The following is a 23,333-nucleotide window of genomic DNA, read 5'->3' as shown; positions in this document are numbered from 1 at the left end:
CAACATGCTCTGGGCCTGCATCCTACTGCCGCAATTGGCGCTGGACTCGATCCTGCGTGAACGTGATGACGCCGATGCGCCCCTGGTGCTGATCGGCGGGCCGGTACAACGGCGTGTGTTGCAAGCGGTGAACCCTGCTGCGGCAGCGCTCGGTCTGCGTGCTGGGCTAACCCTCACCGCCGCCCGCGCCTTGGCCGACGGTTTCACCTGCGTTGAAGCAGACGCGGCGCGCATCGAGCAACTGCAGCAATTGCTGGCGGCCTGGGCGTACCGCTTCAGTGCCCAGGTCAGCTTGCATTACCCGCGTGCCGTGTTGCTGGAAGTGGGCTCCAGCCTGCAACTGTTTGGCCCCTGGCCCGTGTTCGAGGCGCGTCTGCGCGAGGAGCTCGCAGCCCTCGGGCTGCGTCAGCGGATTGTCCTGGCCACCAACCCGGTGGCGGCGCGCATGCTTGCCAATGGTCATGACGGCTTGGCGTTGAGCTGCCCGCAAGCAACCCGCGCAGCGCTGGCGCGCATGCCCATTGCGCGGGTGGGGTTGCCACAGGACGCCGCTGAAGCGTTCGCCAGCATGGGGCTGCATCAGCTTGACCAGGTATTGGCCTTGCCGCGTGATGCCCTGGCCAGACGCTTCGGTGCCCAGGTCCAGTTGCACCTGGACCAGCTGCTGGGGCTGCGTACGCTTGGCTTGAGCTTCTATCAGCCGCCGGACCGCTTCGAAACGCGGCTGGAGCTCAACTTCGACGTGGAATCGCACCAGGCGTTGCTGTTCCCGCTGCGGCGCATGCTCAACGACCTGGCCGCCTTCCTGGCCGGGCGGGACTGCGGTGTACAGCGGTTCAGCCTGTACCTGGAGCACGCCGAGGGGCCGGACACGCTACTGCAGGTCGGCCTGCTGGCGGCAGAACGTGATGCGGCAATGCTCTTCGAACTGGCGCGCGGGCGCCTGGAACCGCTGCGCATCCCGGCACCGGTGCGTAATCTGCGCCTGGTGGCCGATGACTTGCCGGCTTTCGTGCCCCAGCACCACGCGTTGTTCGACCCACGGGCCCAGCAGGCCCAACCCTGGGAGCAACTGCGTGAGCGCTTGCGTGCCCGGCTGGGCGACGACGCGGTCACGGGCCTGCGCGCTGAAGCCGACCACCGCCCCGAATGTGCCTGGCAGGCCGCCGAGTATGGCGGGCAGGGCAGCCTGCCCACCTTGCCCGGGAGCCGCCCAGGCTGGTTGTTGCCCCAGCCACTGGCACTGGACCCCAGCGTTCACAGGTTGCTGGGGCAGGCTGAGCGTATCGAGTCGGGCTGGTGGGATGGCGGTGATGTGCGCCGCGACTATTACCGCATCGAAACGCGTGAAGGCCTGCGCGGCTGGGCCTACCGCGACCTGGCCCAGCCCGGAGCCTTGTGGCTGCAAGGCTGGTTCGCATGAGCGCGCCGGGTTACGCCGAACTGCATTGCCTGTCCAACTTCAGCTTCCAGCGCGGCGCATCCAGCGCCGAAGAACTGCTGCGCCGAGCGCGGGAGCAGGGTTACCAGGCCCTGGCGATTACCGATGAGTGCACCCTGGCCGGCATCGTGCGTGCCTGGCAGGCTGCCAAAGCGCAGCAGATCCGCTTGATAGTCGGCAGTGAAGTGCGCGTGCAGGATGGCCCGAAGCTGGTGTTGCTGGTCCAGGACCTGGGTGGTTACCAGAACCTGTGCGCCTTGATCACCCGTGCGCGTCGGCGAGCGGAGAAGGGCGACTATCAGTTGTTGCATGACGACCTGCACGAGCTGCATCAAGGGTTGCTGGCGTTATGGCTTGCCGAGGACTCCAGCGACCTGGCAACCGGTCAATGGTTGCAGGGCGTGTTCGGCGAGCGCCTGTGGCTGGGTGTGCACCTGCACCGTGGCAGTGATGACGAGCGCCGCCTGGCCCAGCTGCGTGGCCTAGCCGGGCAACTGGGCATTCGCGCCGTGGCCTGTGGTGACGTACACATGCATGTCCGCGGCCGGCGGGCCTTGCAGGATTGCATGACCGCTATCGGCCAGCGTTGCACCGTCGCCCAGGCAGGGCAGTATCTGTTTGCCAACGGCGAGCGTCACCTGCGCACGCTGGAGCAACTGGCCGAACTCTATCCGGCCGACCTGCTGAGCGAAACGCTCTGCATTGCCGAACGCTGTCAGTTCGACCTGGGCCAATTGCGCTACCAGTACCCGCGTGAGCTGGTGCCCGAGGGGCAGACCGCGGCCAGTTGGTTGCGCCAGCTGTGCGAGCGTGGGCTGGCCCAGCGCTGGCCGGCGGGGGCGAGCGACAAGGTGCGCGAGGTGCTGGCCAAGGAGCTGGCGCTGATCGCTGAGCTTGGCTACGAAAGCTACTTTTTGACTGTGCACGATATCGTGGCCTTTGCCCGCAGCCAGCACATCCTTTGCCAGGGCCGCGGTTCGGCGGCCAACTCTGTGGTGTGTTTCGTGCTGGGCATCACCGAACTCGACCCAATGAAGCACCGGCTGCTGTTCGAGCGTTTCCTGTCACGCGAGCGCAACGAGCCACCGGACATCGACGTCGACTTCGAGCACGACCGTCGCGAAGAAGTGATCCAGTACGTTTTTCGCCGTTATGGCCGGCACCGCGCAGCGCTCACTGCGGTGGTCAACACCTATCATGCTGCCGGCGCGGTGCGTGATGTCGCCCGTGTGCTGGGGTTGCCTGCCGACCAGGTCGATGCCCTGGCCAAGTGCTGTGGCCGCTGGACCGACCGCATCCCGGACGAGCAACGCCTGGCCGAGGCCGGCTTCGAACCCGGCAGCCCCTCGCTGCGGCGCATTCTGGTGCTGGCCGGGCAACTGATAGGGTTCCCCCGCCATCTGTCTCAGCACCCAGGCGGTTTCGTCATTTCCGAGCAACCGCTGGACCACCTGGTGCCGGTCGAGAACGCCGCCATGGCTGAGCGCACGGTCATCCAGTGGGACAAGGACGATCTGGACATGGTCGGCCTGCTCAAGGTCGATGTGCTCGCCCTGGGTATGCTCAGTGCCTTGCGCCGCTGTTTCGACCTGCTGCAGCGGCACCGGGGGCGGCACCTGACCCTGGCGACGATCCCCCCCGAAGACCCGGCCACCTATGCGATGATCAGCCGCGCCGAGACCATGGGCGTGTTCCAGATCGAATCACGCGCTCAGATGGCCATGCTGCCACGGCTCAAGCCCAGCACCTTCTATGACCTGGTGATCGAAGTCGCGATCGTGCGCCCGGGGCCGATTCAGGGCGACATGGTGCACCCCTACTTGCGCAGGCGTTTGAAGCAGGAGCCGGTGACCTACCCATCGCCCAAGCTCAAGGAAGTCTTCGAGCGTACCTTGGGCGTGCCGCTGTTTCAGGAGCAGGTGATGGAGCTGGCCATGGTGGCCGCAGACTACAGCCCGGGCGAGGCCGACCAGTTACGCCGCAGCATGGCCGCCTGGAAGCGCCATGGCGGTCTGGAACCACACCGCGAACGGCTGGTGCAGGGCATGCTGCGCAACGGCTACGACCTGGCGTTTGCCGAGCGCATATTCGAGCAGATCAAGGGCTTTGGCAGTTATGGCTTCCCAGAGTCCCACGCCGCCAGTTTCGCCTTGCTGTGCTATGCCAGCAGTTGGCTCAAATGCCATGAACCGGCGATTTTCACCTGTGCGCTGGTCAATAGCTGGCCGATGGGCTTCTACAGCCCCGACCAACTGTTGCAGGAGGCACGCCGCCAGGGGATCGAGGTACGGCCGGTGGATGTCGCCCACAGCCAGTGGGATTGCACGCTGGAAGCGGTTGCTGAGGGTGTCCTTGCCATCCGCCTGGGGTTGCGGCAAATCCGCGGTTTCGCCGAAGCCGACGCGCGCCGGCTTGAAGCGGCGCGGGCGCTCAGGCCGTGGCGGGATGTCGAGGACCTGTGCTTGCGTGCCGGCCTCGACAGCAGAGCCCGCGCCCGGTTGGCCGATGCCGGTGCGTTACGCGCCTTGGCTCGTGACCGCTACCAGGCGCGCTGGCAGGTCGCGGCGGTGCAGCCGCAACTGCCCCTGTTCGCCGAGCTGCAGGCAACGCCCGAAGCCGCGGTGGCCTTGCCTGTGCCTAGCGTGGGCGAAGACCTGGTGGCCGACTACGCCACCTTGGGAACCACGCTGGGGCCTCACCCGCTGACCTTGCTGCGCCCGCGTCTGCGGGCGCTGGGCTGTCGCAGCTCGCATGAGTTGGCGGGCGTTGAGCATGGCGATGCAGTCGCCGTGACCGGCCTGGTAGTGGGGCGGCAACGGCCACAGACCGCCAGCGGGGTGACCTTCGTGACCCTTGAGGATGAATTCGGCATGGTCAATGTGGTGGTCTGGCGCGAGCTGGCCGAGCGGCAGCGGCGTGCGCTGGTGGGGTCTCGATTGCTCAAGGTGAATGGCCGCCTGGAACAGCAGGACGGGGTGCGGCACCTGATTGCACGGCGGCTGGAGGATGTCAGCGTGTTGCTGCAGGGGCTGGACGTGCGCAGCCGGGACTTTCATTGATTCGACCGGCGAACGGGCTGCACAGCAGCCCCAGTCGCCGTTGTTGCCGAGCTGTCAAACCATTGCCAGGTGCTGCTTGCGTGTTGGCGCCGGGAATGCCCGGTCAATGGCTTGCAAGTCCTCGCTGGTCAAGGTCAAGCCTGCGGCTGCCGCATTCAACCTTACGTGCTCCGGCGACACCGCCTTGGGGATCGCGATGACACCGTCCTCGCGCGTCACCCAGGCCAGGCAGACCTGCGCCGGGGTGGCCCCATGGCGCTCGGCAATCTCGTGCAATAACGGATGCTGCAGCAGCTTGCCGGCCTGGGCCAATGGGCAGTAGGCCATGGTCGGTAGCCTGTGTTGCCGGCTCCAGGGCAGCAGGTCGAACTCGATGCCACGCTGCACGGGGTTGTACAGCACCTGGTTGGTGCCGCAGTCAGGGCGGTCCAGCTCGATCAGGTCGTCGACATCGAAGTTGGAAACACCCCAGCGGCGAATCTTGCCCTGTTCGCGCAAGCGTTCGAACGCCTCGACGGTTTCTTCCAGCGGGTACTGGCCGCGCCAGTGCAGCAGGTACAGGTCGATGACGTCGGTGCCCAAGCGAGCGAGGCTGCGTTCACAGGCAGCGGGTACGCCGCGCCGGCTGGCATTGTGCGGGTACACCTTGCTGACCAAAAAGACTTGATCGCGTCGCCCGGCGATAGCCTGGCCGACCACTTCTTCGGCGCCACCTTCGGCATACATTTCGGCGGTATCGATCAGGTTCATACCCAGTTCGATGCCGTGTTGCAGGGCGGCAACCTCAGCAGCCCTGCGTGCCGGGTCTTCGCCCATGTACCAGGTGCCTTGGCCGATGGCCGGCACGTTGCAACCTGCCAGTTTCATGTAACGCATGTCACCTCCGGAATCTGGGTATGGGAAAGCAGTACCTCAAGCAGCGCCTGCGCTGCAGTGGACAGTTTATGGTCGCTCAAGGCGATTACGCCGATCCGCCGTTCGACAGTGGGCTCTACCAGGGTAATGCAACGCGCGCCGAGCTCCTGCATCTGGTTGATGCACAGCGCCGGCACCGCGCTCACGCCCAGCCCACTGGCGACCATGCGGCCAATGGTCGAGAGCTGGTGGCTTTCAAACGCCACCGCCAGCTTGCCGTGCAGTGCCGCCACGTTCTGCTCCAGCAGCAGGCGCACCGCCGAAGGACGCTGCAGGGCGATGAAATCTTCGCCCAGCAACTGCGCCCAGCTGACTTCGGCCAGCTCGGACAACGGGGAGTCGGTGGGCACCACGGCAACGAAACGGTCCAGGTACAGCGGGTGGAAGCGCAGGCCGTCGGTGTTTTCCGGCTCGAAGCCGATGCCCAGTTCGACGCGGCGGTGGCGCACCAGTTCCAGAACCTGCTCGTTGATCACATCGTGCACCGTGACGTTGACCTTAGGGTAACGCTGGCGAAACACCTTGAGTGAGTGGGGCAGCAGGTTGCCGGCAAACGCCGGCATGGCCGCCACCGACACCCGCCCCAATTGCAGGGTGAACCGCTGGCGCAGCATCTCCTCGGTGTCGTCCCAGTCGGCCAGCAGGCGCCGGGCCAGTGGCAGCAGGACCTCACCTTCGGCGGTCAGGCTGACGCTGCGCGTGGTTCGGGTGAGCAGGGCGCCACCCAGGTTCTCCTCCAGTGCCTTGATGGTAAGGCTCAGCGCCGGTTGCGAGACATGCAGGTGTTCGCCGGCCTGGGCAAAACTCTGGTACTTGGCCACGGCGACGAAGGCGCGCAGTTGCTTGACGTTCATGGCGGGCTCACAGGCTGTTTTGAAAAAGTTATCAATCGATGACGAAAACAAAATTAACAAATCAGTCGCTAGCGGTGAAGATGCCTGCACACGCTCACCGACAGCCTCGTCGGTCAACAACTACAAAAGGCGGATCAGCATGGCCGGACTGGACAAGCGCGTAGCAACCTATGAACAGGCCCTCGAAGGCCTGACCGACGACATGACGGTACTGGCCGGCGGCTTCGGCCTGTGCGGCATCCCGGAAAACCTCATTGCCGAAATCAAGCGCCGTGGCGTCAAGGGCCTCACCGTGGTTTCCAACAACTGCGGCGTCGACGGCTTTGGCCTGGGCGTACTGCTGGAAGAGCGGCAGATCCGCAAGATGATTGCCTCCTACGTCGGCGAGAATGCCGAATTCGAGCGCCAGTTGCTCAGTGGCGAGCTGGAAGTGGAACTGACCCCGCAAGGCACCCTGGCCGAAAAAATGCGCGCTGGCGGCGCCGGCATCCCGGCCTTCTTCACCGCAACCGGCTACGGCACGCCAGTTGCCGAGGGCAAGGAAGTGCGCGAGTTCAAAGGCCGCAACTACATCCTGGAAGAATCGATCACCGGTGACTTCGCCATCGTCAAGGGCTGGAAGGCCGACCACTACGGCAACGTGGTCTACCGCAACACCGCGCAAAACTTCAACCCGCTGGCCGCCACCGCCGGCAAGATCACCGTGGTCGAAGTCGAAGAAATCGTCGAGCCAGGCGTGCTGCTGCCCAGCGAGATCCATACCCCTGGCATCTTCGTCGACCGGGTCATCGTCGGCACCTTCGAAAAACGCATCGAAAAGCGCACCGTCAAGGCCTGAGCGCCGTCCTCCAGAACAATAAAGAGACTTTCACCATGGCACTGACCCGCGAACAGATGGCACAACGCGTCGCACGCGAACTGCAGGACGGCTTCTACGTCAACCTCGGCATCGGCATCCCCACCCTGGTGGCCAACTACGTCCCTGCTGACATGGATGTGATGCTTCAGTCGGAAAATGGCCTGTTGGGGATGGGCGAATTCCCTACCGAGAGCACGATCGACGCCGACATGATCAATGCCGGCAAGCAGACCGTCACCGCCCGTCGCGGCGCCTCGATCTTCGATTCGGCACAATCGTTCGCCATGATCCGTGGCGGCCATGTCGACCTCACTGTGCTCGGCGCCTTCGAAGTGGATGTCCAGGGCAATATCGCCTCGTGGATGATCCCGGGCAAGCTGGTCAAGGGTATGGGCGGCGCGATGGACCTGGTCGCCGGGGCCGAGAACATCATCGTCACCATGACTCACGCCTCGAAAGACGGCGAATCCAAGCTGCTGCCACGCTGCAGCCTGCCGCTGACCGGCGCCGGCTGCATCCGCAAGGTGCTCACTGACCTGGCGTACCTGGAGATCGAAAACGGTGCCTTCATCCTGCGCGAAACCGCACCGGGGGTGAGCGTCGAAGAAATCGTTGCGAAAACCGCCGGCAAGCTGATCGTGCCGGACGATGTGAAGGAAATGTCCTTCTGATACACCTCCCCAGCCCTGTGGCAGTGGCGGCAACGGCGAATGCGCTGGTGAATGCACCAACGCTTTCGACGTTGGCGCTGCTGCCACAGGGTTTTGTGCGTTGTGCCTGAAACGTTACACCCCATAAAACCAATAAAAGGAAGTTGCCGTGGCCGCTGAAATCCAAGACAGCCGCTCCGCCCGATTTGCCCTGCGGTGCTCCAACTGGGCCGAGCGCTGGTTCCCCGATTCCTGGGTGTTCGCCGCCCTGGCAGTGGTGCTGGTATGCCTTGGCGCCATGGCCATGGGCGCCAAACCTACCGATACCGCCAAGGCCTTTGGCGATGGCTTCTGGAGCTTGATCCCGTTCACCATGCAAATGGCCTTCGTGGTCATCGGCGGCTATGTGGTGGCCAGCTCGCCCCCTGCCGCTCGGCTGATCGATCGCCTGGCGCGGGTGCCGAAGAACGGCCGTTCGGCGGTGTGCTGGGTGGCGCTGATCTCGATGCTGGCATCCTTGCTCAACTGGGGCCTGTCCCTGGTGTTCGGTGGCCTGCTGGTGCGCGCGCTGGCACGGCGCAGTGACCTGAAGATGGACTACCGCGCCGCCGGTGCTGCTGCGTACCTTGGCCTGGGGGCCGTCTGGGCCCTGGGGCTGTCGTCTTCAGCGGCACAGTTGCAGGCCAACCCGGCCAGCCTGCCGCCGTCCATTTTGTCGATAACCGGCGTGATCCCATTCACCGAGACCATCTTCCTCTGGCAGTCCGGGGTATTGCTGGCCGCGCTGGTCATCGTCTCGTTGGTGATCGCCTACGCCACCGCACCTGGCCCGAACAGTGCGCGCAGTGCCGAAGACTGCGGCGTCGACCCCAGCTTCACCGCACCGCCCGCACCCCAGCGCACGCGCCCGGGTGAATGGCTGGAATACAGCCCGATCCTGATCCTGCTGATGGTGGCGCTGGCTGGCGGCTGGCTGTACCAAGAGTTCGCCACCAAGCCTGCCATTACCGCAATCTCCGGGCTCAATACCTACAACCTGCTGTTCATCATGCTCGGCGCCTTGCTGCACTGGCGCCCACGCAGCTTCCTGGACGCGGTGGCACGTGCGGTGCCGACCACCACCGGGGTGTTGATCCAGTTCCCGCTGTACGGCTCGATCGCCGCCATCCTCACCCAGGTGAAGGGTGTCGACGAGCAGACCCTGGCCCACCACATCTCGTTGTTCTTCACCCAGATCGCCACCCATGACACCTATGCCGTGCTCATGGGCGTGTACTCAGCGGTGCTGGGGTTCTTCATCCCCTCGGGGGGTGGCAAGTGGATCATCGAAGCGCCCTACGTCATGTTGGTGGCCAATGACCTGCAGTACCACCTGGGCTGGGCAGTGCAGATCTACAACGCCGCCGAGGCGCTGCCGAACCTGATCAATCCGTTTTACATGCTGCCGCTGCTCGGGGTCCTGGGCCTGAAAGCGCGTGACCTGATCGGCTTTTCGTTCGTGCAACTGCTGGTGCATGTGCCGCTGGTGTTGGTGTTGCTCTGGGCGTTGGGGACGACCTTGCAGTATGTGCCGCCGGTGATGCCTTGAGCTGAACGTGCATTGAAGGAGCGGCTGAACACTCCTTGAACAGATGTGTATCATGGCGAGCCGGGCACAAAAGTGGCTCTTGCCGCGCCGATTTTGGCGGCTCGCACAGGAACGGGTACAGCAGCAGAGGAGGGCGAGGCGATGATCGAGGTGTCGCGGTTCTGGCGGGATTCGGCGTTGCCCTTCGTAGAAGCAAGGCGCGTTGGGGATGGGCGTCAAGTGTGCTACGCCGCCCATTCCCATGAGAGTTTTTCGATCGGCCTGATCACCGGGGGGCGTAGCACCTTCCTGAGTGGAGGCAGCCATGTCGAAGTGGTCGCTGGCACCACAGTGCTGATGAACCCTGGCGTGGTGCACGCGTGCAATCCGATTGCAGGGCAGGGGTGGTCGTACCTTATGCTGTTCGTGGACATGCCGTGGCTGGAGGGCATCGGTTTCAAGTTGCCAGCGCAAACCTGGAGTACCTCGCCGGCACTGTACAGTGCCGGGCTGCAAATGTTTGCCGACCTGTTCGACGGCAACCTGGATGACCGGGAGGCCCGGCTGGCGCGTTTTTTCAATGTGCTACCAAACCACCTGCAGGCTGCTGCCAGCAGAACGCAAGCCCACCACCCGCAGCTGGAGGCGGCGGCTGCGTTCATCCGGGCCCACCGCACTGACCCGCTGACGCTGGAGGACATCTGTGCTGCCAGCCGTTTGTCCCGCTCTTATCTGATCCGTGCCTTCGGTGAGCGTTTCGGCCTTACCCCGCATGGCTACCTGCTTGATCAGCGCGTGCAGTATGCCCGTGCGCAACTGCGTACCGGGCGGGCGATTGCCGAAGTGGCTCTGGAGGCAGGGTTTGCCGATCAGGCCCATCTACAGCGGGCGTTCAAGCAACATCTGGCGGCGACGCCCGGGCATTATCGCAAGGCAGAAAGGGCCGGCTCAGCGAGCGTCAAACGAGTAGATACAGCGCACTGAACACCAGCAGTATTGCCAAGCATCGATTGAACCTCTGCACGTAGTGCGGCTTGCGCAAGTAACGCTGAATCATACTGCCTGCCCAAGCCCAACTTGCCACTGAAACGAAACAGACTGGTCCATAGATCCAGGTGAACAGCCACAGCATCTGCTGCTCGCCACCGGTATACGCTGCCACGCCCGCCACCGCCGCCAGCCAGGCCTTGGGGTTCAGCCACTGCATGGCTGCACCCTCCCAGGCCGAAGGGGCGCGTTGGTGGCGCTCACCTCCCAACTGGCCGTCATCACTGGCCAGCTTCCACGCCAGGTACAGCAGGAACGCCACGCCGCCCCAATGCAGCGCCACGCCTAGCAAAGGCCAGCGCGTCAACAGGGCGTGCAAACCGAGGCCCACCAGTACTAGCAGCAGGCAAAATCCCAACGTCGCCCCGGCCACATGGGCGAGGCTGGCGCGCAGGCCGTGACATGCTCCGCTGCTAAGGGCGACGATGTTTACAGGGCCGGGGGATATCGATGCTGCCAGCGCGAACGCAGCCATTGAGAGGTACAGGCTCATCGTAAATGTCCATATGGAGGGGAAGCTTCCCATGCTGCGCAAAAGCGAAATCGGGATATTGAAGAAAAGTCCCTCAAATCACGTACAGGTTTTGTAATAGTTTGGCGCTATCAGAATGATGTTTCGCTCTTGTAGGATTATTTTCCCTATATTCTATCCAGGTCCCCATGAGCACCTTCGCGGAACCCCCCAGTTTTCGGCCGTCCTGGCCATCCTTCACCCGTCTTCGTGACGCTTCTTTCGTGAGTACCCGCTAATGGAATGGCTAGCCGACCCCACGGCCTGGCTGGGGCTGTTGACGCTTATCGTCCTCGAGCTGGTGCTGGGTATCGACAACCTGGTGTTCATCGCCATCCTGGCCGACAAACTGCCGCCGCATCAGCGCGATCGCGCGCGGGTGATCGGTCTGAGCCTGGCGCTGATCATGCGCCTGGGCCTGCTGGCCAGTATCTCGTGGATGGTTACCCTGACCGCGCCGTTGTTCGAGGTGTTCGGCAAGAGCTTCTCCGGCCGTGACCTGATCATGCTGTTCGGCGGTGTGTTCCTGCTGTTCAAGGCCACCATGGAGTTGCATGAACGCCTCGAAGGCCATGTCACCCAAGCCAGTGGCGCGGTGCGCCATGCCGCGTTCTGGCCCATCGTGGCGCAGATCGTGGTGCTCGACGCCGTATTCTCGCTGGACGCGGTGATCACTGCAGTGGGTATGGTCGAACACCTGTCGGTGATGATGATCGCGGTGATCTTCTCGATCGGCATCATGATCGTCGCCAGTAAGCCGCTGACCCGCTTCGTCAACGCCCACCCGACGGTCATCATGCTGTGCCTGGGCTTCTTGATGATGATCGGCTTCAGCCTGACCGCCGAAGGCCTGGGCTTCCATATCCCCAAAGGCTATCTGTATGCGGCCATTGGTTTCTCGATCCTGATCGAGCTGTTCAACCAGCTGGCCCGTGCTCGCCGCAAGCGTAGCCTGCAGCAGCACCGGCCACTGCGTGAGCGTACCGCCCACGCCGTGCTGCGCCTGCTCGGCGGGCGCAGGGTGGAGGCTGACGAGGTCGGTGAGGAGATCGCTGACCTGGTCGCGGGCGGTGAGGAACATGTGCTGTTCGACCGCCGTGAACGGGTGATGATCAGTGGTGTGCTGAACCTGGCCGAGCGGCCGATCCGCACGGTGATGACTGCCCGTACCGAAGTCGACGTCCTCGACCTGGCGCAGCCTGCGGCGACGATTACCGAAGCGTTGGCCAACTCACCTTACTCGCGCTTGCCGCTGATCCGTGACGGCCGCATCGACGAGCCGCTGGGCTTTGTGCACAAGAAAGAACTGCTCAAAGAGCTGCTCTCTGGCAACCAGCCAGACCTTGAGCGAATGGCCCGGGCACCGTTGAACCTGCTGGAAAGCTTCAGCATCCTCAACGCGCTGGAGCAGATGCGCAGCCAGTCGACGCACATCGCCTTCGTGGTGAACGAATTCGGTGACTTCACCGGCCTGCTGACCATGACCGACATTCTCGAGTCGATCGCCGGTGAGCTGCCGGATGCCAGCGAGGTGGAAGGCCCGGCGATCGTCGAGGACGCTGATGGCTTCGTCGTCAGCGGCGCGCTGAACCTCAGCCAGGTGCAGGCACGCACCGGCTTCAGCGCGCGTGCGACCGAAGATTACCAGACCCTTGCCGGCCTGGTGATGAGCCTGCTCGACCGCCTGCCGGTGGTCGGTGACCACCTGGCCTGGAACGGCTGGAGCATGACGGTGGTGGCGGTGGAGGAACGTCGGGTGCGCCAGGTGCGCCTCAAACCGAACGGCGACGTTGGCGCAGCAGGTGCCTGAAACCCTCAAGCACCAGCACCAGGACCGCGGCCCAGATCGGCAGGTAAGTCAGCCACTGATCCGGGCCGATCGTCTCGCCCAGCAGCAGCGCTACGCCCACCAGCAGCACCGGTTCGACATAGCTGAGCAGGCCGAACAGGCTGAACGGCAGCAGTCGGCTGGCCAGCACATAGGCGATCAGGGCTGAGGCACTGATCGCGCCGAGCAGTGGAATCAAACCGTACAGGCCAGGATGCGCGACCAGGTCAGCACTGGACAGCGGGCCTTGGCTGACGAAGTACAGGGCCCAGGGCAGCAACAGGCACATGTCGCACCACAAGCCGCCCAGGTGGTCGGTGCGGCAGCGCCGGCGCAGCACGAAGTAGACGGGGTAGCCGATCATCACCAGCATGGTTTCCCAGGCGAAGCTGCCGTGCTGGTAAAGCTCGTGCGCCACGCCCAGCGCAGCGCAGGCCACCGCCACTTTTTGCAGGCGTGACAGGCGTTCGCCGTACACCAGGCGCCCCGTCAGCACCATCGCCAGCGGCAGCAGGAAGTAGCCCATCGACACCTCAAGGCTACGCCCGTGCAGGGGCGCCCAGAGGAACAGCCACAGTTGCACGCCCATCAGCCATGAGGTGCCCACCATGCCCAGCAGCAGCGCTGGGGTTTGGCGCACGCGCGCGAGCAAGTCACCGACCCGTTTCCAGTCTTTGCTGGCCAGCATGAACAGTGTCAGGCAGGGCAGCGTCAGCAGCGTGCGCCAGCCAAAGATTTCTTCGCCATCGAGCGGAGTGAGCAGGGAGGTATAGAAGTACATCACGGCGAACAGGCAGGAGGCCATGACCGAACAGAGAATGCCTTTTGACACGAATGCCTCGAATAGCGGGGTGGGCGGTGGGATCAGCCGCGCATGATCTCAGGGGCCGCGTCATGCGGCAACCGCGGCACGCCTGGTCGCGTGGCCAGCGCCTGGAGAAATTGCGCTGCCGGCATTGGCCTGGCGAACAGATAGCCCTGCTGAAAGTCCACGTCATACTGGGCCAGATAATCGCGCTGCACTTCGGTTTCCACGCCTTCGGCAACGATGCCCAGGCCCAGCTTCCCCGACAGTTCGATGATGCTGTCGAGGATATGCTGTGACAGCGCATCACCGCCGATCATTGCCACGAAGCTTTGGTCGATCTTCAGGTAGTCGACCTTGAACTGGCGCAGGTAATTGAGGCTGGACTGGCCAGTGCCGAAGTCGTCCAGTGCGATCATCACGCCCATCTCATGGAGCTGTTCGAACAGTTCGAGGGTCACTGCGCTGGCCTCGATCAGTTTGCGCTCAGTCAACTCCAGCGTCAGCACTACCCGCCCGGGGGGGAAGTGCCCGAGGAACGTGCGGCAGTCGTCTATCAGGGACAGGTCACGGCAGTGATCGGCCGTGATGTTGATGCCGATGTGGAAGCCGTCTTCCAGCAATGCTGCGTAAGGCGCCAGGCTTTGCGCAGTGTGCTGCATCAATGCCCGGGTCATGTCGACGATCTGACCGCTGTGTTCGGCATAGGGAATGAACAGGTCGGGGCGCACCAGGCCCTCGTGCGGGTGATCCCAGCGCATCAGCACCTCGGCGCCTGCCCAGCGATAATCGCCTTTGCGCACAACCGGCTGGAAAAACGGCAGGAGCTCGTCAGCTTCCAGCGCACGGCGCAGTTCGGCGCGGGGGGAGTTGGCGCGGCGGATTTGCCAGCGGCAGGTGCAACCGGCAGCAACACCGAGCAACAGCAGCAAGCTGAGCAGTGCCGGGTAGCGGCTGCGCAGTAATTCGCTGCGTTTGTCGGCGGTGTAACCGCCGTGGACGCTGAAAGGGTAGTGCGTCGACCCGAGTGTCACGTCGCCAATGGCTGCAGAGGGTGGCAGGCCTTGATGCACCACGCCATCCTTGCCCATCCACGCCGTGCCGACACGCAAGTGCAGTGCCTCGCTGGGGCCGATAAGGCGCAGCGCGGTCAGCAAATGGTCGCCATCGACGGTGGTGATGGCGCCTCGGTCGCCGTCACTGGCTCGATACACCAGCAATGGATGCCCCGGTGTCACGGAGTTGCCGTCCATCAGCCACAGCTTTCCATCGCTGTAGTCGCGGGGGTCCACCGGCTCGTCGAATTCGCCGAACAGCGAGGTGCAGTACAGCGTGTCTTGCCGGAACAAGTTGGTCGAGCGCACGAAAGCGTTGCGCGTCACCTCTTTGCGCAAGGCCAGTTCGGCTTGCGCGCACGGGCTGCCCGCCAATGGCAGCAGCGTCTGAGCGGCACCGGAAAGGCTGTCGAGAATATGCTCGACCTGTTCGACCACTTGCCGTGTGGTGGCCTGGCTGCTGGCGCGCAGTTCGCGCTCGATTTGCCAGTGCATCACGATCAGGCCGAACGCCAGGGGCAAGATGCCAACGCCCCAAGGGAGGAGGGTGCGCCAGCTCCAGCGGGCGGGTCTTTTACTGCGCAGGGGCATGTTGGCGTAATCTTGACTTGAAATGACTGAGGATAGCCGTTTGTCGGCGCAGTCGGAGAACAAATGCGCGACAAAGAAATTTACGCACTGTAGAATCGGTTTACGATTACAACAATAAGGTCTTTCATCACTGAAGGATCATCCCCACCGAGAATGGGAATATATGACAAACCAAGGGTTCAAGCTGATCATTGGTGACTTCCTCGCCAGAAGCGTGCGCGGCATCCCCTGCTCGCCGCCATTTTCGTACCACATCCCCGGCACACAATAATTTTCGCTGCAGATGAGGACACGAACATGGCTGATATCTTCGACAACCCTATGGGCCTGATGGGCTTTGAATTCATTGAACTGGCATCGCCAACCCCAGGCGTTCTTGAGCCCGTCTTCCAGATGCTCGGTTTCACCAAGGTCGCCACACACCGCTCCAAGGACGTGCACCTGTATCGGCAAGGTGGCATCAACCTGATTCTCAACAATGAGCCGAAAAGCATCGCCTCCTACTTTGCAGCCGAGCATGGGCCGTCAGTGTGTGGCATGGCGTTCCGCGTGCGCAACGCTCATGAAGCCTACGCCCGTGCCCTGGAACTGGGCGCCCAGCCCGTCGAGATCGAAACCGGCCCGATGGAACTGCGCCTGCCGGCGATCAAAGGCATCGGCGGCGCCCCCCTGTACCTGATCGACCGCTTCGAAGAGGGCAGCTCGATCTATGACATCGACTTCAACTTCATCGAAGGCGTGGACCGCAATCCGGCCGGCGCAGGCCTGAAGATCATCGACCACCTGACTCATAACGTGTATCGCGGCCGCATGGCTTACTGGGCCGGCTTCTACGAGAAGCTCTTCAACTTCCGCGAAATCCGCTACTTCGACATCAAGGGCGAGTACACCGGCCTGACCTCCAAGGCCATGACCGCTCCGGATGGCATGATCCGCATCCCGCTCAATGAGGAGTCGTCCAAAGGGGCGGGGCAGATCGAAGAGTTCCTGATGCAGTTCAACGGTGAGGGCATCCAGCATGTCGCCTTCCTTACCGATGACCTGCTCAAGACCTGGGATGCACTCAAGGGCTACGGCATGCGCTTCATGACTGCACCGCCGCAGACCTATTACGAAATGCTCGAGGAGCGCCTGCCAGGGCACGGTGAGCCGGTTGACCAACTGCAGGCTCGCGGCATTCTGCTCGACGGCGCCTCCGAGGCCGGCGACAAGCGCCTGCTGCTGCAGATCTTCTCTGAAACCCTGCTCGGGCCGGTGTTCTTCGAGTTTATCCAGCGCAAAGGTGATGACGGGTTTGGCGAAGGCAACTTCAAGGCGCTGTTCGAGTCGATCGAGCGCGACCAGGTTCGCCGGGGCGTGCTCGACGTTCAATAACTGAAGTGTACCGCCGTCACTTTTTTGGGGCGGCGGTACGTTCCGCTTTACGCCACTGCCTGAACAGCCCCCAGTAGACGATCGACCCTGTAATGATGCCGATCAACGTAAGCGATGGCAGCATCTGCATCAGCATATGGCGCCGTTCATCAGCGGCAAAGCCGTCGGGGTAGCCGACTTTCACGGTGTAGCCGTACTTGTCCGATGTCCCGGTCATTGAAAACTCGGACTGCGAGGGGCGGGTAGGGTCCCGGCTGTCGCCATCGGCCCAGATGTAAAAATCCCCGAACTCCAGGAGCAACACCAGCCCGGTTTGAAATGCGCGCAGTTCGTTGCGCAGTTCCAAGCCGGAGGTTGATGCGATCACACTCAGATTTTCATCACGAAGCTGGTAGGCCACAAGCACTTCATTGGGCGCTGCGGGCGAGTCGAAGATCAGTTGCACCGGAGCCTCAAGGTCAGGCGAAAACCGGTTTTGTGCACTCGGCGGAACCAGCGTGTCACAGTACGTACGGCCATCGACAGCCAATGCCAGCGCTCGCAGGTATCGAACATCCTGAATTTGTTTCAGCAAGTGCGTCCTGGCTGTCTCGCAAGCACTGCCCGCCAGTGGCATTGCCGCCAAGGCCGCGTCGTGCAAGCGGTTGAGGGACAGATCAATGGAAAAAATGGCTTCCTTCAACGATACGCGAGCCGTCTCTTTGAGCTTGTAATCGTGCTGGTAGATCATCACCATCAAGCCTGACGCAACGGGTATCAAACTGATCGCCAGTGTCAGCAGCAGCGCCATCATGCTGCGACCGAGAACCTTGAATTTCGACATAGGACTGCAGCCCTCCTGGTTCGAATTGTCCGAGATGGACAATTGACCGGAGAGCCTATGTTTTCTGCGTAGTCGCCACTGTAATCCCCAACCGTGTTTGAGTGAGGATTCGCGCGGTTGGCGCGTAAGAATGGTTACGGCTTGAGCGCCTGAAGCACTTTCTCTGCCAGTGAATGCGTCGAGGCGGGGTTTTGCCCTGTGATCAGGCGGCCATCACAGACCACGAAGGGCTTCCAGGGGTCATCATGTTTGCTGTAACTGCCCCCTCGTGCGACCAGTTCGTTTTCGGTGAGGAAAGGCACCACCTCCTCAAGCTCGGCAAGCTTTTCTTCGGTATTGGAGAATCCCGTGATCTGTCGGTCCTTGAGCAGCAACTTGTTGTCACTGAGCTTGATGTTCAGCAGCCCTGCGACGCCATGGCACACGGCGGCCACCACGCCGTCGTTCTCGTAGATCCTGCGCGCCAGCGCCTGCAATTGCGGGTCGTCAGGGAAGTCCCACATCACACCATGGCCGCCGGTGTAATACATGGCACAGTATTCCTCTGCCATGACCTGGCCGGGGCTTAGCGTGGCGCCCAGGCGGTTCATGAATGCCTTGTCGGTGTAGTAGCGCCAATCCAGCTCGGGGGCCATCTGCAAGCTGTGCGGATCGATTGGCACGTATCCGCCGCCAGGGCTAACGTAGTCCACTGGATGACCTGCTTGCTCAACCGCGTCTACAAAATGCACAGCTTCACCCAGCCATAAACCGGTTGCGCGATTCAGGGTCGGATATTTGGCGGTATTGGTCAGTACCACCAGAATTTTCTTGCTCATCACGGCACTCCTGCCTGTAATCGAACGGGGAAGCCAGCACATGGCGCGGGAAGCCAATAAAGCATAGCTGGCGTTGGAAACACTGGCGGTGCATCGCTGTCAAAATCCCTGCAACCCGCATACGGCCCATTGCAGCGCTTGACCATGGAGTCGATGATGCAGGAGCACGTCCTTGAACCTTGAGCAACAGTGGAACCCACGTTTTGGCCGATAACAGTACACCTTGCGATATCTCTGCCCGTGGCGTGGCATCGTCTGCCCCACAGTCGACGGCTGGCATGCGAGAGAAAATCGTGGAGTTCGACTGGCGGGATACGGACCTGGGGCCTTTGCCGCACTGGGATGCCTCTTTGCGCATTGCGATCGACATGATGCTGACATGGTCATTTCCCAGTGCCGTGGTCTGGGGGCCGAACATGAACGTTGTCCATAACGATGCCTATGTGGCGCTGATCGGTGACCGGGACCAGGCGCTGGGTATGCGTTTCGATGCGTTGTGGAAGGGCGTCTGGGGCGATATCGGCCCATGGGTGTTCAAGGCGCTGGAAGGTACAACCAGTTTTGTCGAGGATCAGCCTCATCAGATCACATGCGCAAAGACGGGAGCCGAGGGGTGGTTCGTGTTCAGCTATGCGCCGATTCGTGACGAGCACTATGAAGTAGTCGGCATGCTGCATACGGTGATCCCGAGCTCTGCCAGCGCTGCAGTGCATGACAGGTGGCGCGAACAGGCGCAGTCATTCGAGCGGCAGATAGCGCGATACATTGCTGACCGCGACTACATCTGGCGTCTGTCACGTGATGTCATGATCACGGTGAGCCTGGACCTCATGATGATCGGGGCAAACCCGGCCTGGCATCGCGCCCTGGGCTGGAGCGAGCTTCAGATACAGGGCATGTCGATCCTGGACCTGGTTCATCCGGCCGACAGGGAAGAAGTCGAGGCAGCTGCAATCGATTTCGTCAACGGCACAGGGCCTGCAGAGCTTGAAACACGCGTGCGCCATGTCGACGGGCATTACCGCTGGTTCCACTGGAGTGGCAGCTTCGACGGTTCGGTGCTGACTGCCGTGGGGCGGGACATTACAGCCGACCGTGAAGAGGCCATGCGCCAGTCTCAGATACTGTTGCGCAACACCCAAAGGCTGGAAGCTGTCGGTCAAGTGGCTGGCGGCATGGCCCACGAGATGAACAACCTGTTGTCAGGAATCGGCGGCAGCCTGGAATTGTTGCAACGGCGTCTGAGCCAAGGCCGGACGGAGGCCATCGAAGGCTACGTGGAGATGGCGCGCGATTCGGTGCAGCGCGCCATGAGCCTTACCCACCGCCTGCTGGCGTTCTCCCGCCATCAGCCCCTGGCCCCGGCACCTTTGAACGTGAATGCCCACCTGACCACCCTGGAGCCGATGTTGCGCCATGTGCTTGGGGCTGAGGTGTCTCTGTCGTGGCAAATGGATGTCGAGCCATGGACCGTGTGCCTGGATGCCGGCCAACTGGAAACCACCCTGATCAATCTGTGCGCCAATGCTCGCGAAGCCTGCCTGGGCCGGGGCAATGTTGCGATTCGCACGATCAACACACGGTTGGCCTCGGCGTTTCCTGAAGAAGGAGGCCTCCCGCCGGGGGACTACCTGGGGCTGCAGGTGATCGACGATGGCCACGGCATGCCGGCCGAGGATGTGGCCAGGGCCTTTGAGCCGTTCTTTACCAGCAAACCGATTGGGCGAGGCTCTGGGATGGGGCTGGCGATGGTGCATGGCTTCGTCGGGCAATCAGGCGGTTATGTGTGGATCGAATCGTCACCCGACCAAGGTACGAAGGTCTGCATGCTGTTCCCGCGATGCCTGGAAGCCATACCGCAAGCCCCTGCTGTGCCCGTACCGCAGGCGTCACGGGCAAGCGGGCAGCGGGTGTTGTTGGTCGACGACGAGCACAGCCTGCGTGCAGTCATGGCCGAGTATCTGCGCGAGCGGGGTTTTGCCGTCAGTGATGTGACAGACGCCAATTCCGCGCTGGAGTGTTTCCGTCATAAGGGCCCGTACGAGCTGGTCATCACCGATATCGGGCTGCCTGAAGGCTTCAGTGGTCGCCAGATGGCCAGAGCCATGCGCGCCACCACCCCTGACCAGAAGATCCTGTTCATTACCGGCTATGTGGATCAGCCGCTGGAGCCGCACATACTGGACGTGCCAGGCACGGCGCTGTTGATCAAGCCCTTCGAATTGTCGACCTTGGCCAACCAGGCGCTGTTGTTGCTGGACGACTGAGGCCCTCAGGCCTCACCGAAAATCTGTTTCACTCGGGCATGCAATTGTGCCAGTTCGAAGGGTTTGCACATCAGTTGCATGCCTGCGCCGAGAAAACCCTCCCGTGCCATTGCCGTTTCGGTGTAGCCAGTGATGAACAATATGGGCAGATGCGGGTGCAGGGTACGGGCGATTTCTGCCAATTGCCGGCCGTTCATGCCTGGCAGGCCGACGTCACTGACCAGCAGGTCGATCGCCTCGGAGGAGCGCAGTACTTGCAGGGCCTCACTGGCATTGCCGGCACTGCGGCACGGGAAGCCCTGTTCCTGAAGGGTTTGACACAAAAGCTGGCGCACATCCGGGTCATCCTCGACCACCAGTACCGTGCGGCCGTTGCGCCGTGAAGGAGGGGGCGCTGCGGGGGCCTGCGCTTGTTCCTGCTCCAGGTGGCGCGGCAGGTAAAGGTCCACACGGCAGCCCTGGCCGATATGGCTATGCAGTACCACATGCCCATGGGACTGTTTGCTGAACCCGTAGACCATCGAAAGGCCCAGGCCGATACCTTGGCCCACCGGCTTGGTGCTGAAGAACGGCTCGAAGGCATGTTCGAGTGTGCTCTGCGACATGCCTTGGCCTTCGTCGGTGACGCTCAGGCAGGTATAGTCGCCCGCCGCCAGGCTGCCATCGGCGAACGGTTGCGCGGTGACCTTTCGATTGCTGGCTTCGACAAATACCGTGCCGCCGTTGGGCATCGCCTCGCAGGCGTTGTGTAGCAGGTTGTCCAGCGCTTCTTGCAATTGTGTGTCGTCGCCGGCCACCGGCCAGGTGTCGTCCGGTACTGTCAGTTGCAGTTTCACCCCCGGCTGCAGCACGGCCTCCAGCCGCTGCGGCTGCAGCAGTGCCCGAAGGTCGATGCGACGGCTATGCAGCGACTGCCGGGAGGAAAACGCCAACAGACGATGCGTGAGGCGTGCTGCGCGCGAAACGGCCTCCTGCCCCCTGTGCAGCAGGCTTTCAAGCCCCTTGGTGCTGCCCTGTTTCACCCGCCTGTCGATCAGTTCGAAACTGCCCCCGATGCTGGTCAGCAAGTTATTGAAATCGTGGGCCACACCGCCGGCCAATTGCCCGATGGCGTCCATCTTGCGGGTCTGGTGCCGCGCTTGCTCGGCGCTCTGCAGTGCCTCGCTTTGCGCTTCCAGGCGTTGCTCCAGGTCCAGTAACTGGTCGCGCGCCAGATACTGGCGGCGACGGTGACGCAGCGCCACCTGGATCAGCGCCAGTAGCTGTTCGTTTTCGAACGGAACGGCCAGCAGGGTCAGGTTGCCCAGTGGATGGTCGGCGGGCGTGCAAGGGCTGGTTGAGTTCTGCGGGCTTTGCGTGAGCATTACGATGGGCAGGTCCGACCAAGGCGGTTGATGGTCGATGAAAGCCTGCAACACGCCGCTTTGGCTGCCGTTGAGCATGTGTTCGTCGATGACCACCAAGCCCGCACCACTGCCCAGCCCATCTTGCAGGTGGGTCATGTCACGCGAACACAAGCACTCGATGCCAGCGCTCGTCAGAAACGTCGAGGCGTGCGTGGCAAGTTGCCTGGGTGCCAGAATCAAGGCACGTTCGTCCAGCGACAGCGACCTGGCCAATGCGATTCTCCTTGGGGGCTGCCATGTCTGGCCAAGCCGTGAGTGGTCCGATACCCACTGGACCACAGGCAATCGCTTGGGGTTCAACGCATCTAGAGCCCTTGTTGCAGAAATGGATCGTCCGGGTTTAGCCGCTCCAGTTCGGCAAGCAGCACCTGAACGTTCTGCAACTGCCCTGTTTCTTTCCAGTATTGAATCAGCAACACCCGCGCCCGGCGATTGGCCGGTTGCCGGTTGAGCAGGGTTTCAAGCTGCTTTTGCGCTGCGTCGGACTGTTCCAGGTCGTGCAGGGTCACTGCCAGGTTATAGCGATAGTCGGCATTGTCCGGCTCCAGTTCGACTGCGCGGGACAACGCGAGCAGGGCGAACTCGCGCTGGCCATGGCGGATCAGCCAGCGGCCCAGTTCGTGTTGCAGGAAGGCCGAATCCGGCCGCAGCGCCAGCGCCTGGGCCAGCACCTGCCGGGACTGGTCATGTTGGCCTTGACGTTCGAGCAAGCGGACCTGGGTCGCCAGGGCCTCGAGGTTGTCGGGGTTGGACGCCAGGCTGCGTTGCAGGGCGGACGCGGCCCCGGTGTAGTCATTCTCGTGCAGGTACAGGCGTGCCAAGTGGACCTGGGCTGCAGCATCCTGGGGCTGCTGTTCCAGCGTTTGCTGGTACTGCTCCAGCGCCGCCTGCAGTGGGCCGAAGTACAGGCCTATGGCGTCAGGGTCCAGGCCAAGCAAGGCATCGACGGCGGCAAAGCGAACGCTTTGCTCGGCATCATCGAGCAGTGGGCCAAGCACCAGGCTGCGTTGTGCGGCAGGCAGCAGGCGGCGGATGCTGGCGATCGCTGCACGACGAACCAAGGGCTCATCGTTTTCCAGGCCCATGCGGGCCAGTTTCAGCGCTTGCGGCGAGGGGTAATTGGGCAGCTCGGCATACAGGGCGGCGCGCCGGATCGGCGCCAGGTCGTTGCGTTGCAGTTGCTGGTAGAGCATGCGGGCGGCGCCCGGTAGGCCATCATGCGCCTGGCGCAGGGCCTTGGCGTAGCTGTGCGGCGGTAAAGTCGGTTGTGCTGGCGGGGTTTCCCGGCGCAGGTAAGCGATGCCGACTGATACCAGAATCAGCAGAAACACAGCGATCAGGTAGCGGCGGCGTGTGGGCATCGGATGGGGCCATGGCGGAGGAAGTGGAAGCTTGGGGCAGATTGACCTGGGCTGCAAGGGCGCCACGGCAATCGGAGCATGCGCCTGGCCGCGCCGAAAGCG

The 23,333-nt window shown here is 62.7% G+C and carries 18 protein-coding genes; 9 read left to right on the top strand and 9 right to left on the bottom strand.

The window, feature by feature from the left end:
• Positions 1 to 4: 4 nt before the first annotated feature.
• Together ACIPZH_RS00355 and ACIPZH_RS00350 are read left to right on the top strand one after the other, a co-directional pair.
• Positions 5 to 1,423, top strand: coding sequence for a Y-family DNA polymerase (locus tag ACIPZH_RS00355; RefSeq protein ID WP_400634512.1), 1,419 nt, complete (start codon positions 5 to 7; stop codon positions 1,421 to 1,423).
• The gene (locus ACIPZH_RS00350) at positions 1,420 to 4,500 is read left to right on the top strand and encodes an error-prone DNA polymerase (RefSeq protein ID WP_400634511.1); all 3,081 of its coding nucleotides are present in this window, start codon (positions 1,420 to 1,422) and stop codon (positions 4,498 to 4,500) included. The genes ACIPZH_RS00355 and ACIPZH_RS00350 overlap by 4 nt, the downstream gene beginning before the upstream one ends.
• A gap of 54 nt (positions 4,501 to 4,554) precedes the next feature.
• On the opposite strand, the gene ACIPZH_RS00345 is transcribed toward ACIPZH_RS00350, so the two are convergent.
• Both ACIPZH_RS00345 and ACIPZH_RS00340 read right to left on the bottom strand, forming a co-directional pair.
• The gene (locus tag ACIPZH_RS00345) at positions 4,555 to 5,376 is read right to left on the bottom strand and encodes an aldo/keto reductase (RefSeq protein WP_400634509.1); all 822 of its coding nucleotides are present in this window, start codon (positions 5,374 to 5,376) and stop codon (positions 4,555 to 4,557) included.
• The gene (locus tag ACIPZH_RS00340) at positions 5,364 to 6,269 is read right to left on the bottom strand and encodes a LysR family transcriptional regulator (RefSeq protein WP_349974229.1); all 906 of its coding nucleotides are present in this window, start codon (positions 6,267 to 6,269) and stop codon (positions 5,364 to 5,366) included. Before ACIPZH_RS00340 ends, ACIPZH_RS00345 begins: the two co-directional genes overlap by 13 nt.
• Positions 6,270 to 6,408: 139 nt before the next feature.
• Here ACIPZH_RS00340 and ACIPZH_RS00335 point away from each other — a divergent pair, with 139 nt between their 5' ends.
• The 4 genes from ACIPZH_RS00335 (at position 6,409) to ACIPZH_RS00320 (ending at position 10,329) form a co-directional block, all read left to right on the top strand.
• The gene (locus ACIPZH_RS00335; protein ID WP_241805764.1) at positions 6,409 to 7,107 is read left to right on the top strand and encodes a CoA transferase subunit A; all 699 of its coding nucleotides are present in this window, start codon (positions 6,409 to 6,411) and stop codon (positions 7,105 to 7,107) included.
• A 35-nt stretch (positions 7,108 to 7,142) separates the two neighbouring features.
• Entirely contained in the window at positions 7,143 to 7,799 is a 657-nt protein-coding gene (locus ACIPZH_RS00330) for a CoA transferase subunit B (protein ID WP_400634507.1), read from the top strand.
• Between the two features lie 148 nt (positions 7,800 to 7,947).
• Positions 7,948 to 9,366, top strand: a complete 1,419-nt coding sequence (locus ACIPZH_RS00325) for a TIGR00366 family protein (protein WP_241805762.1) — start codon at positions 7,948 to 7,950, stop codon at positions 9,364 to 9,366.
• A gap of 141 nt (positions 9,367 to 9,507) precedes the next feature.
• Positions 9,508 to 10,329, top strand: coding sequence for a helix-turn-helix domain-containing protein (locus ACIPZH_RS00320; RefSeq protein ID WP_400634505.1), 822 nt, complete (start codon positions 9,508 to 9,510; stop codon positions 10,327 to 10,329).
• Here ACIPZH_RS00320 and ACIPZH_RS00315 read toward each other — a convergent pair.
• Positions 10,304 to 10,885 carry a LysE family translocator gene (locus ACIPZH_RS00315; protein ID WP_400634503.1) on the bottom strand — a complete coding sequence of 194 codons (582 nt, stop codon included), beginning with the start codon at positions 10,883 to 10,885 and terminating at the stop codon, positions 10,304 to 10,306. The genes ACIPZH_RS00320 and ACIPZH_RS00315 overlap by 26 nt on opposite strands.
• Before the next feature lie 256 nt (positions 10,886 to 11,141).
• Between ACIPZH_RS00315 and ACIPZH_RS00310 the strand changes: the two genes are divergently transcribed.
• Positions 11,142 to 12,713, top strand: a complete 1,572-nt coding sequence (locus ACIPZH_RS00310) for a TerC family protein (protein WP_241805761.1) — start codon at positions 11,142 to 11,144, stop codon at positions 12,711 to 12,713.
• Here the strand turns inward: ACIPZH_RS00310 and rarD are convergent.
• Together rarD and ACIPZH_RS00300 are read right to left on the bottom strand one after the other, a co-directional pair.
• Complete coding sequence (rarD, locus tag ACIPZH_RS00305; RefSeq protein ID WP_400634501.1) at positions 12,676 to 13,563, bottom strand: EamA family transporter RarD; 888 nt, start codon at positions 13,561 to 13,563, stop codon at positions 12,676 to 12,678. The two genes, ACIPZH_RS00310 and rarD, sit on opposite strands and share 38 nt — an antisense overlap.
• Positions 13,564 to 13,595: 32 nt before the next feature.
• A complete protein-coding gene (locus ACIPZH_RS00300; protein WP_400634500.1) occupies positions 13,596 to 15,182 on the bottom strand; it encodes an EAL domain-containing protein in 1,587 nt (528 codons plus the stop codon).
• Positions 15,183 to 15,479: 297 nt separating this feature from the next.
• On the opposite strand from ACIPZH_RS00300, the gene hppD reads away from it, so the two are divergent.
• Entirely contained in the window at positions 15,480 to 16,556 is a 1,077-nt protein-coding gene (gene hppD, locus ACIPZH_RS00295; RefSeq protein WP_241805758.1) for a 4-hydroxyphenylpyruvate dioxygenase, read from the top strand.
• Positions 16,557 to 16,572: 16 nt separating this feature from the next.
• On the opposite strand, the gene ACIPZH_RS00290 is transcribed toward hppD, so the two are convergent.
• Positions 16,573 to 17,379 (bottom strand): CSS-motif domain-containing protein, encoded by an 807-nt coding sequence (locus ACIPZH_RS00290; protein WP_400634498.1) that lies wholly within the window; start codon positions 17,377 to 17,379, stop codon positions 16,573 to 16,575.
• 134 nt (positions 17,380 to 17,513) lie between these two features.
• Positions 17,514 to 18,197 (bottom strand): type 1 glutamine amidotransferase domain-containing protein, encoded by a 684-nt coding sequence (locus ACIPZH_RS00285; protein WP_400634497.1) that lies wholly within the window; start codon positions 18,195 to 18,197, stop codon positions 17,514 to 17,516.
• A gap of 278 nt (positions 18,198 to 18,475) precedes the next feature.
• Here ACIPZH_RS00285 and ACIPZH_RS00280 point away from each other — a divergent pair, with 278 nt between their 5' ends.
• Entirely contained in the window at positions 18,476 to 20,464 is a 1,989-nt protein-coding gene (locus tag ACIPZH_RS00280; RefSeq protein WP_400634495.1) for an ATP-binding protein, read from the top strand.
• Positions 20,465 to 20,469: 5 nt separating this feature from the next.
• Here the strand turns inward: ACIPZH_RS00280 and ACIPZH_RS00275 are convergent, their stop codons facing one another.
• Together ACIPZH_RS00275 and ACIPZH_RS00270 are read right to left on the bottom strand one after the other, a co-directional pair.
• On the bottom strand, positions 20,470 to 22,083 hold the full coding sequence (locus tag ACIPZH_RS00275; protein WP_400634493.1) for a response regulator: 1,614 nt from the start codon (positions 22,081 to 22,083) through the stop codon (positions 20,470 to 20,472).
• A 92-nt stretch (positions 22,084 to 22,175) separates the two neighbouring features.
• Positions 22,176 to 23,231, bottom strand: a complete 1,056-nt coding sequence (locus ACIPZH_RS00270; protein ID WP_400634491.1) for a tetratricopeptide repeat protein — start codon at positions 23,229 to 23,231, stop codon at positions 22,176 to 22,178.
• Positions 23,232 to 23,333 lie beyond the last annotated feature (102 nt).

The organism is Pseudomonas sp. NPDC089758 (assembly GCF_044748705.1).
In the GTDB taxonomy this organism is placed as follows: Bacteria; Pseudomonadota; Gammaproteobacteria; order Pseudomonadales; family Pseudomonadaceae; genus Aquipseudomonas; species Aquipseudomonas putida_X.
Note: the sequence above shows the minus strand (reverse complement) of the source record. Positions and strands in the feature narration are given on the sequence as shown.

What these genes read in the sequence shown, in the direction of transcription:
- ACIPZH_RS00345 (WP_400634509.1), bottom strand. Translation starts at nt 5,376, where the DNA reads ATGCGTTACATGAAACTGGCAGGTTGCAACGTGCCGGCCATCGGCCAA.
- ACIPZH_RS00350 (WP_400634511.1), top strand. Translation starts at nt 1,420, where the DNA reads ATGAGCGCGCCGGGTTACGCCGAACTGCATTGCCTGTCCAACTTCAGC.
- ACIPZH_RS00355 (WP_400634512.1), top strand. Translation starts at nt 5, where the DNA reads ATGCTCTGGGCCTGCATCCTACTGCCGCAATTGGCGCTGGACTCGATC.
- ACIPZH_RS00285 (WP_400634497.1), bottom strand. Translation starts at nt 18,197, where the DNA reads ATGAGCAAGAAAATTCTGGTGGTACTGACCAATACCGCCAAATATCCG.
- ACIPZH_RS00280 (WP_400634495.1), top strand. Translation starts at nt 18,476, where the DNA reads ATGCGAGAGAAAATCGTGGAGTTCGACTGGCGGGATACGGACCTGGGG.
- ACIPZH_RS00335 (WP_241805764.1), top strand. Translation starts at nt 6,409, where the DNA reads ATGGCCGGACTGGACAAGCGCGTAGCAACCTATGAACAGGCCCTCGAA.
- ACIPZH_RS00310 (WP_241805761.1), top strand. Translation starts at nt 11,142, where the DNA reads ATGGAATGGCTAGCCGACCCCACGGCCTGGCTGGGGCTGTTGACGCTT.
- ACIPZH_RS00270 (WP_400634491.1), bottom strand. Translation starts at nt 23,231, where the DNA reads ATGCCCACACGCCGCCGCTACCTGATCGCTGTGTTTCTGCTGATTCTG.
- ACIPZH_RS00320 (WP_400634505.1), top strand. Translation starts at nt 9,508, where the DNA reads ATGATCGAGGTGTCGCGGTTCTGGCGGGATTCGGCGTTGCCCTTCGTA.
- ACIPZH_RS00340 (WP_349974229.1), bottom strand. Translation starts at nt 6,269, where the DNA reads ATGAACGTCAAGCAACTGCGCGCCTTCGTCGCCGTGGCCAAGTACCAG.
- ACIPZH_RS00300 (WP_400634500.1), bottom strand. Translation starts at nt 15,182, where the DNA reads ATGCCCCTGCGCAGTAAAAGACCCGCCCGCTGGAGCTGGCGCACCCTC.
- ACIPZH_RS00290 (WP_400634498.1), bottom strand. Translation starts at nt 17,379, where the DNA reads ATGTCGAAATTCAAGGTTCTCGGTCGCAGCATGATGGCGCTGCTGCTG.
- ACIPZH_RS00330 (WP_400634507.1), top strand. Translation starts at nt 7,143, where the DNA reads ATGGCACTGACCCGCGAACAGATGGCACAACGCGTCGCACGCGAACTG.
- hppD (WP_241805758.1), top strand. Translation starts at nt 15,480, where the DNA reads ATGGCTGATATCTTCGACAACCCTATGGGCCTGATGGGCTTTGAATTC.
- ACIPZH_RS00315 (WP_400634503.1), bottom strand. Translation starts at nt 10,885, where the DNA reads ATGAGCCTGTACCTCTCAATGGCTGCGTTCGCGCTGGCAGCATCGATA.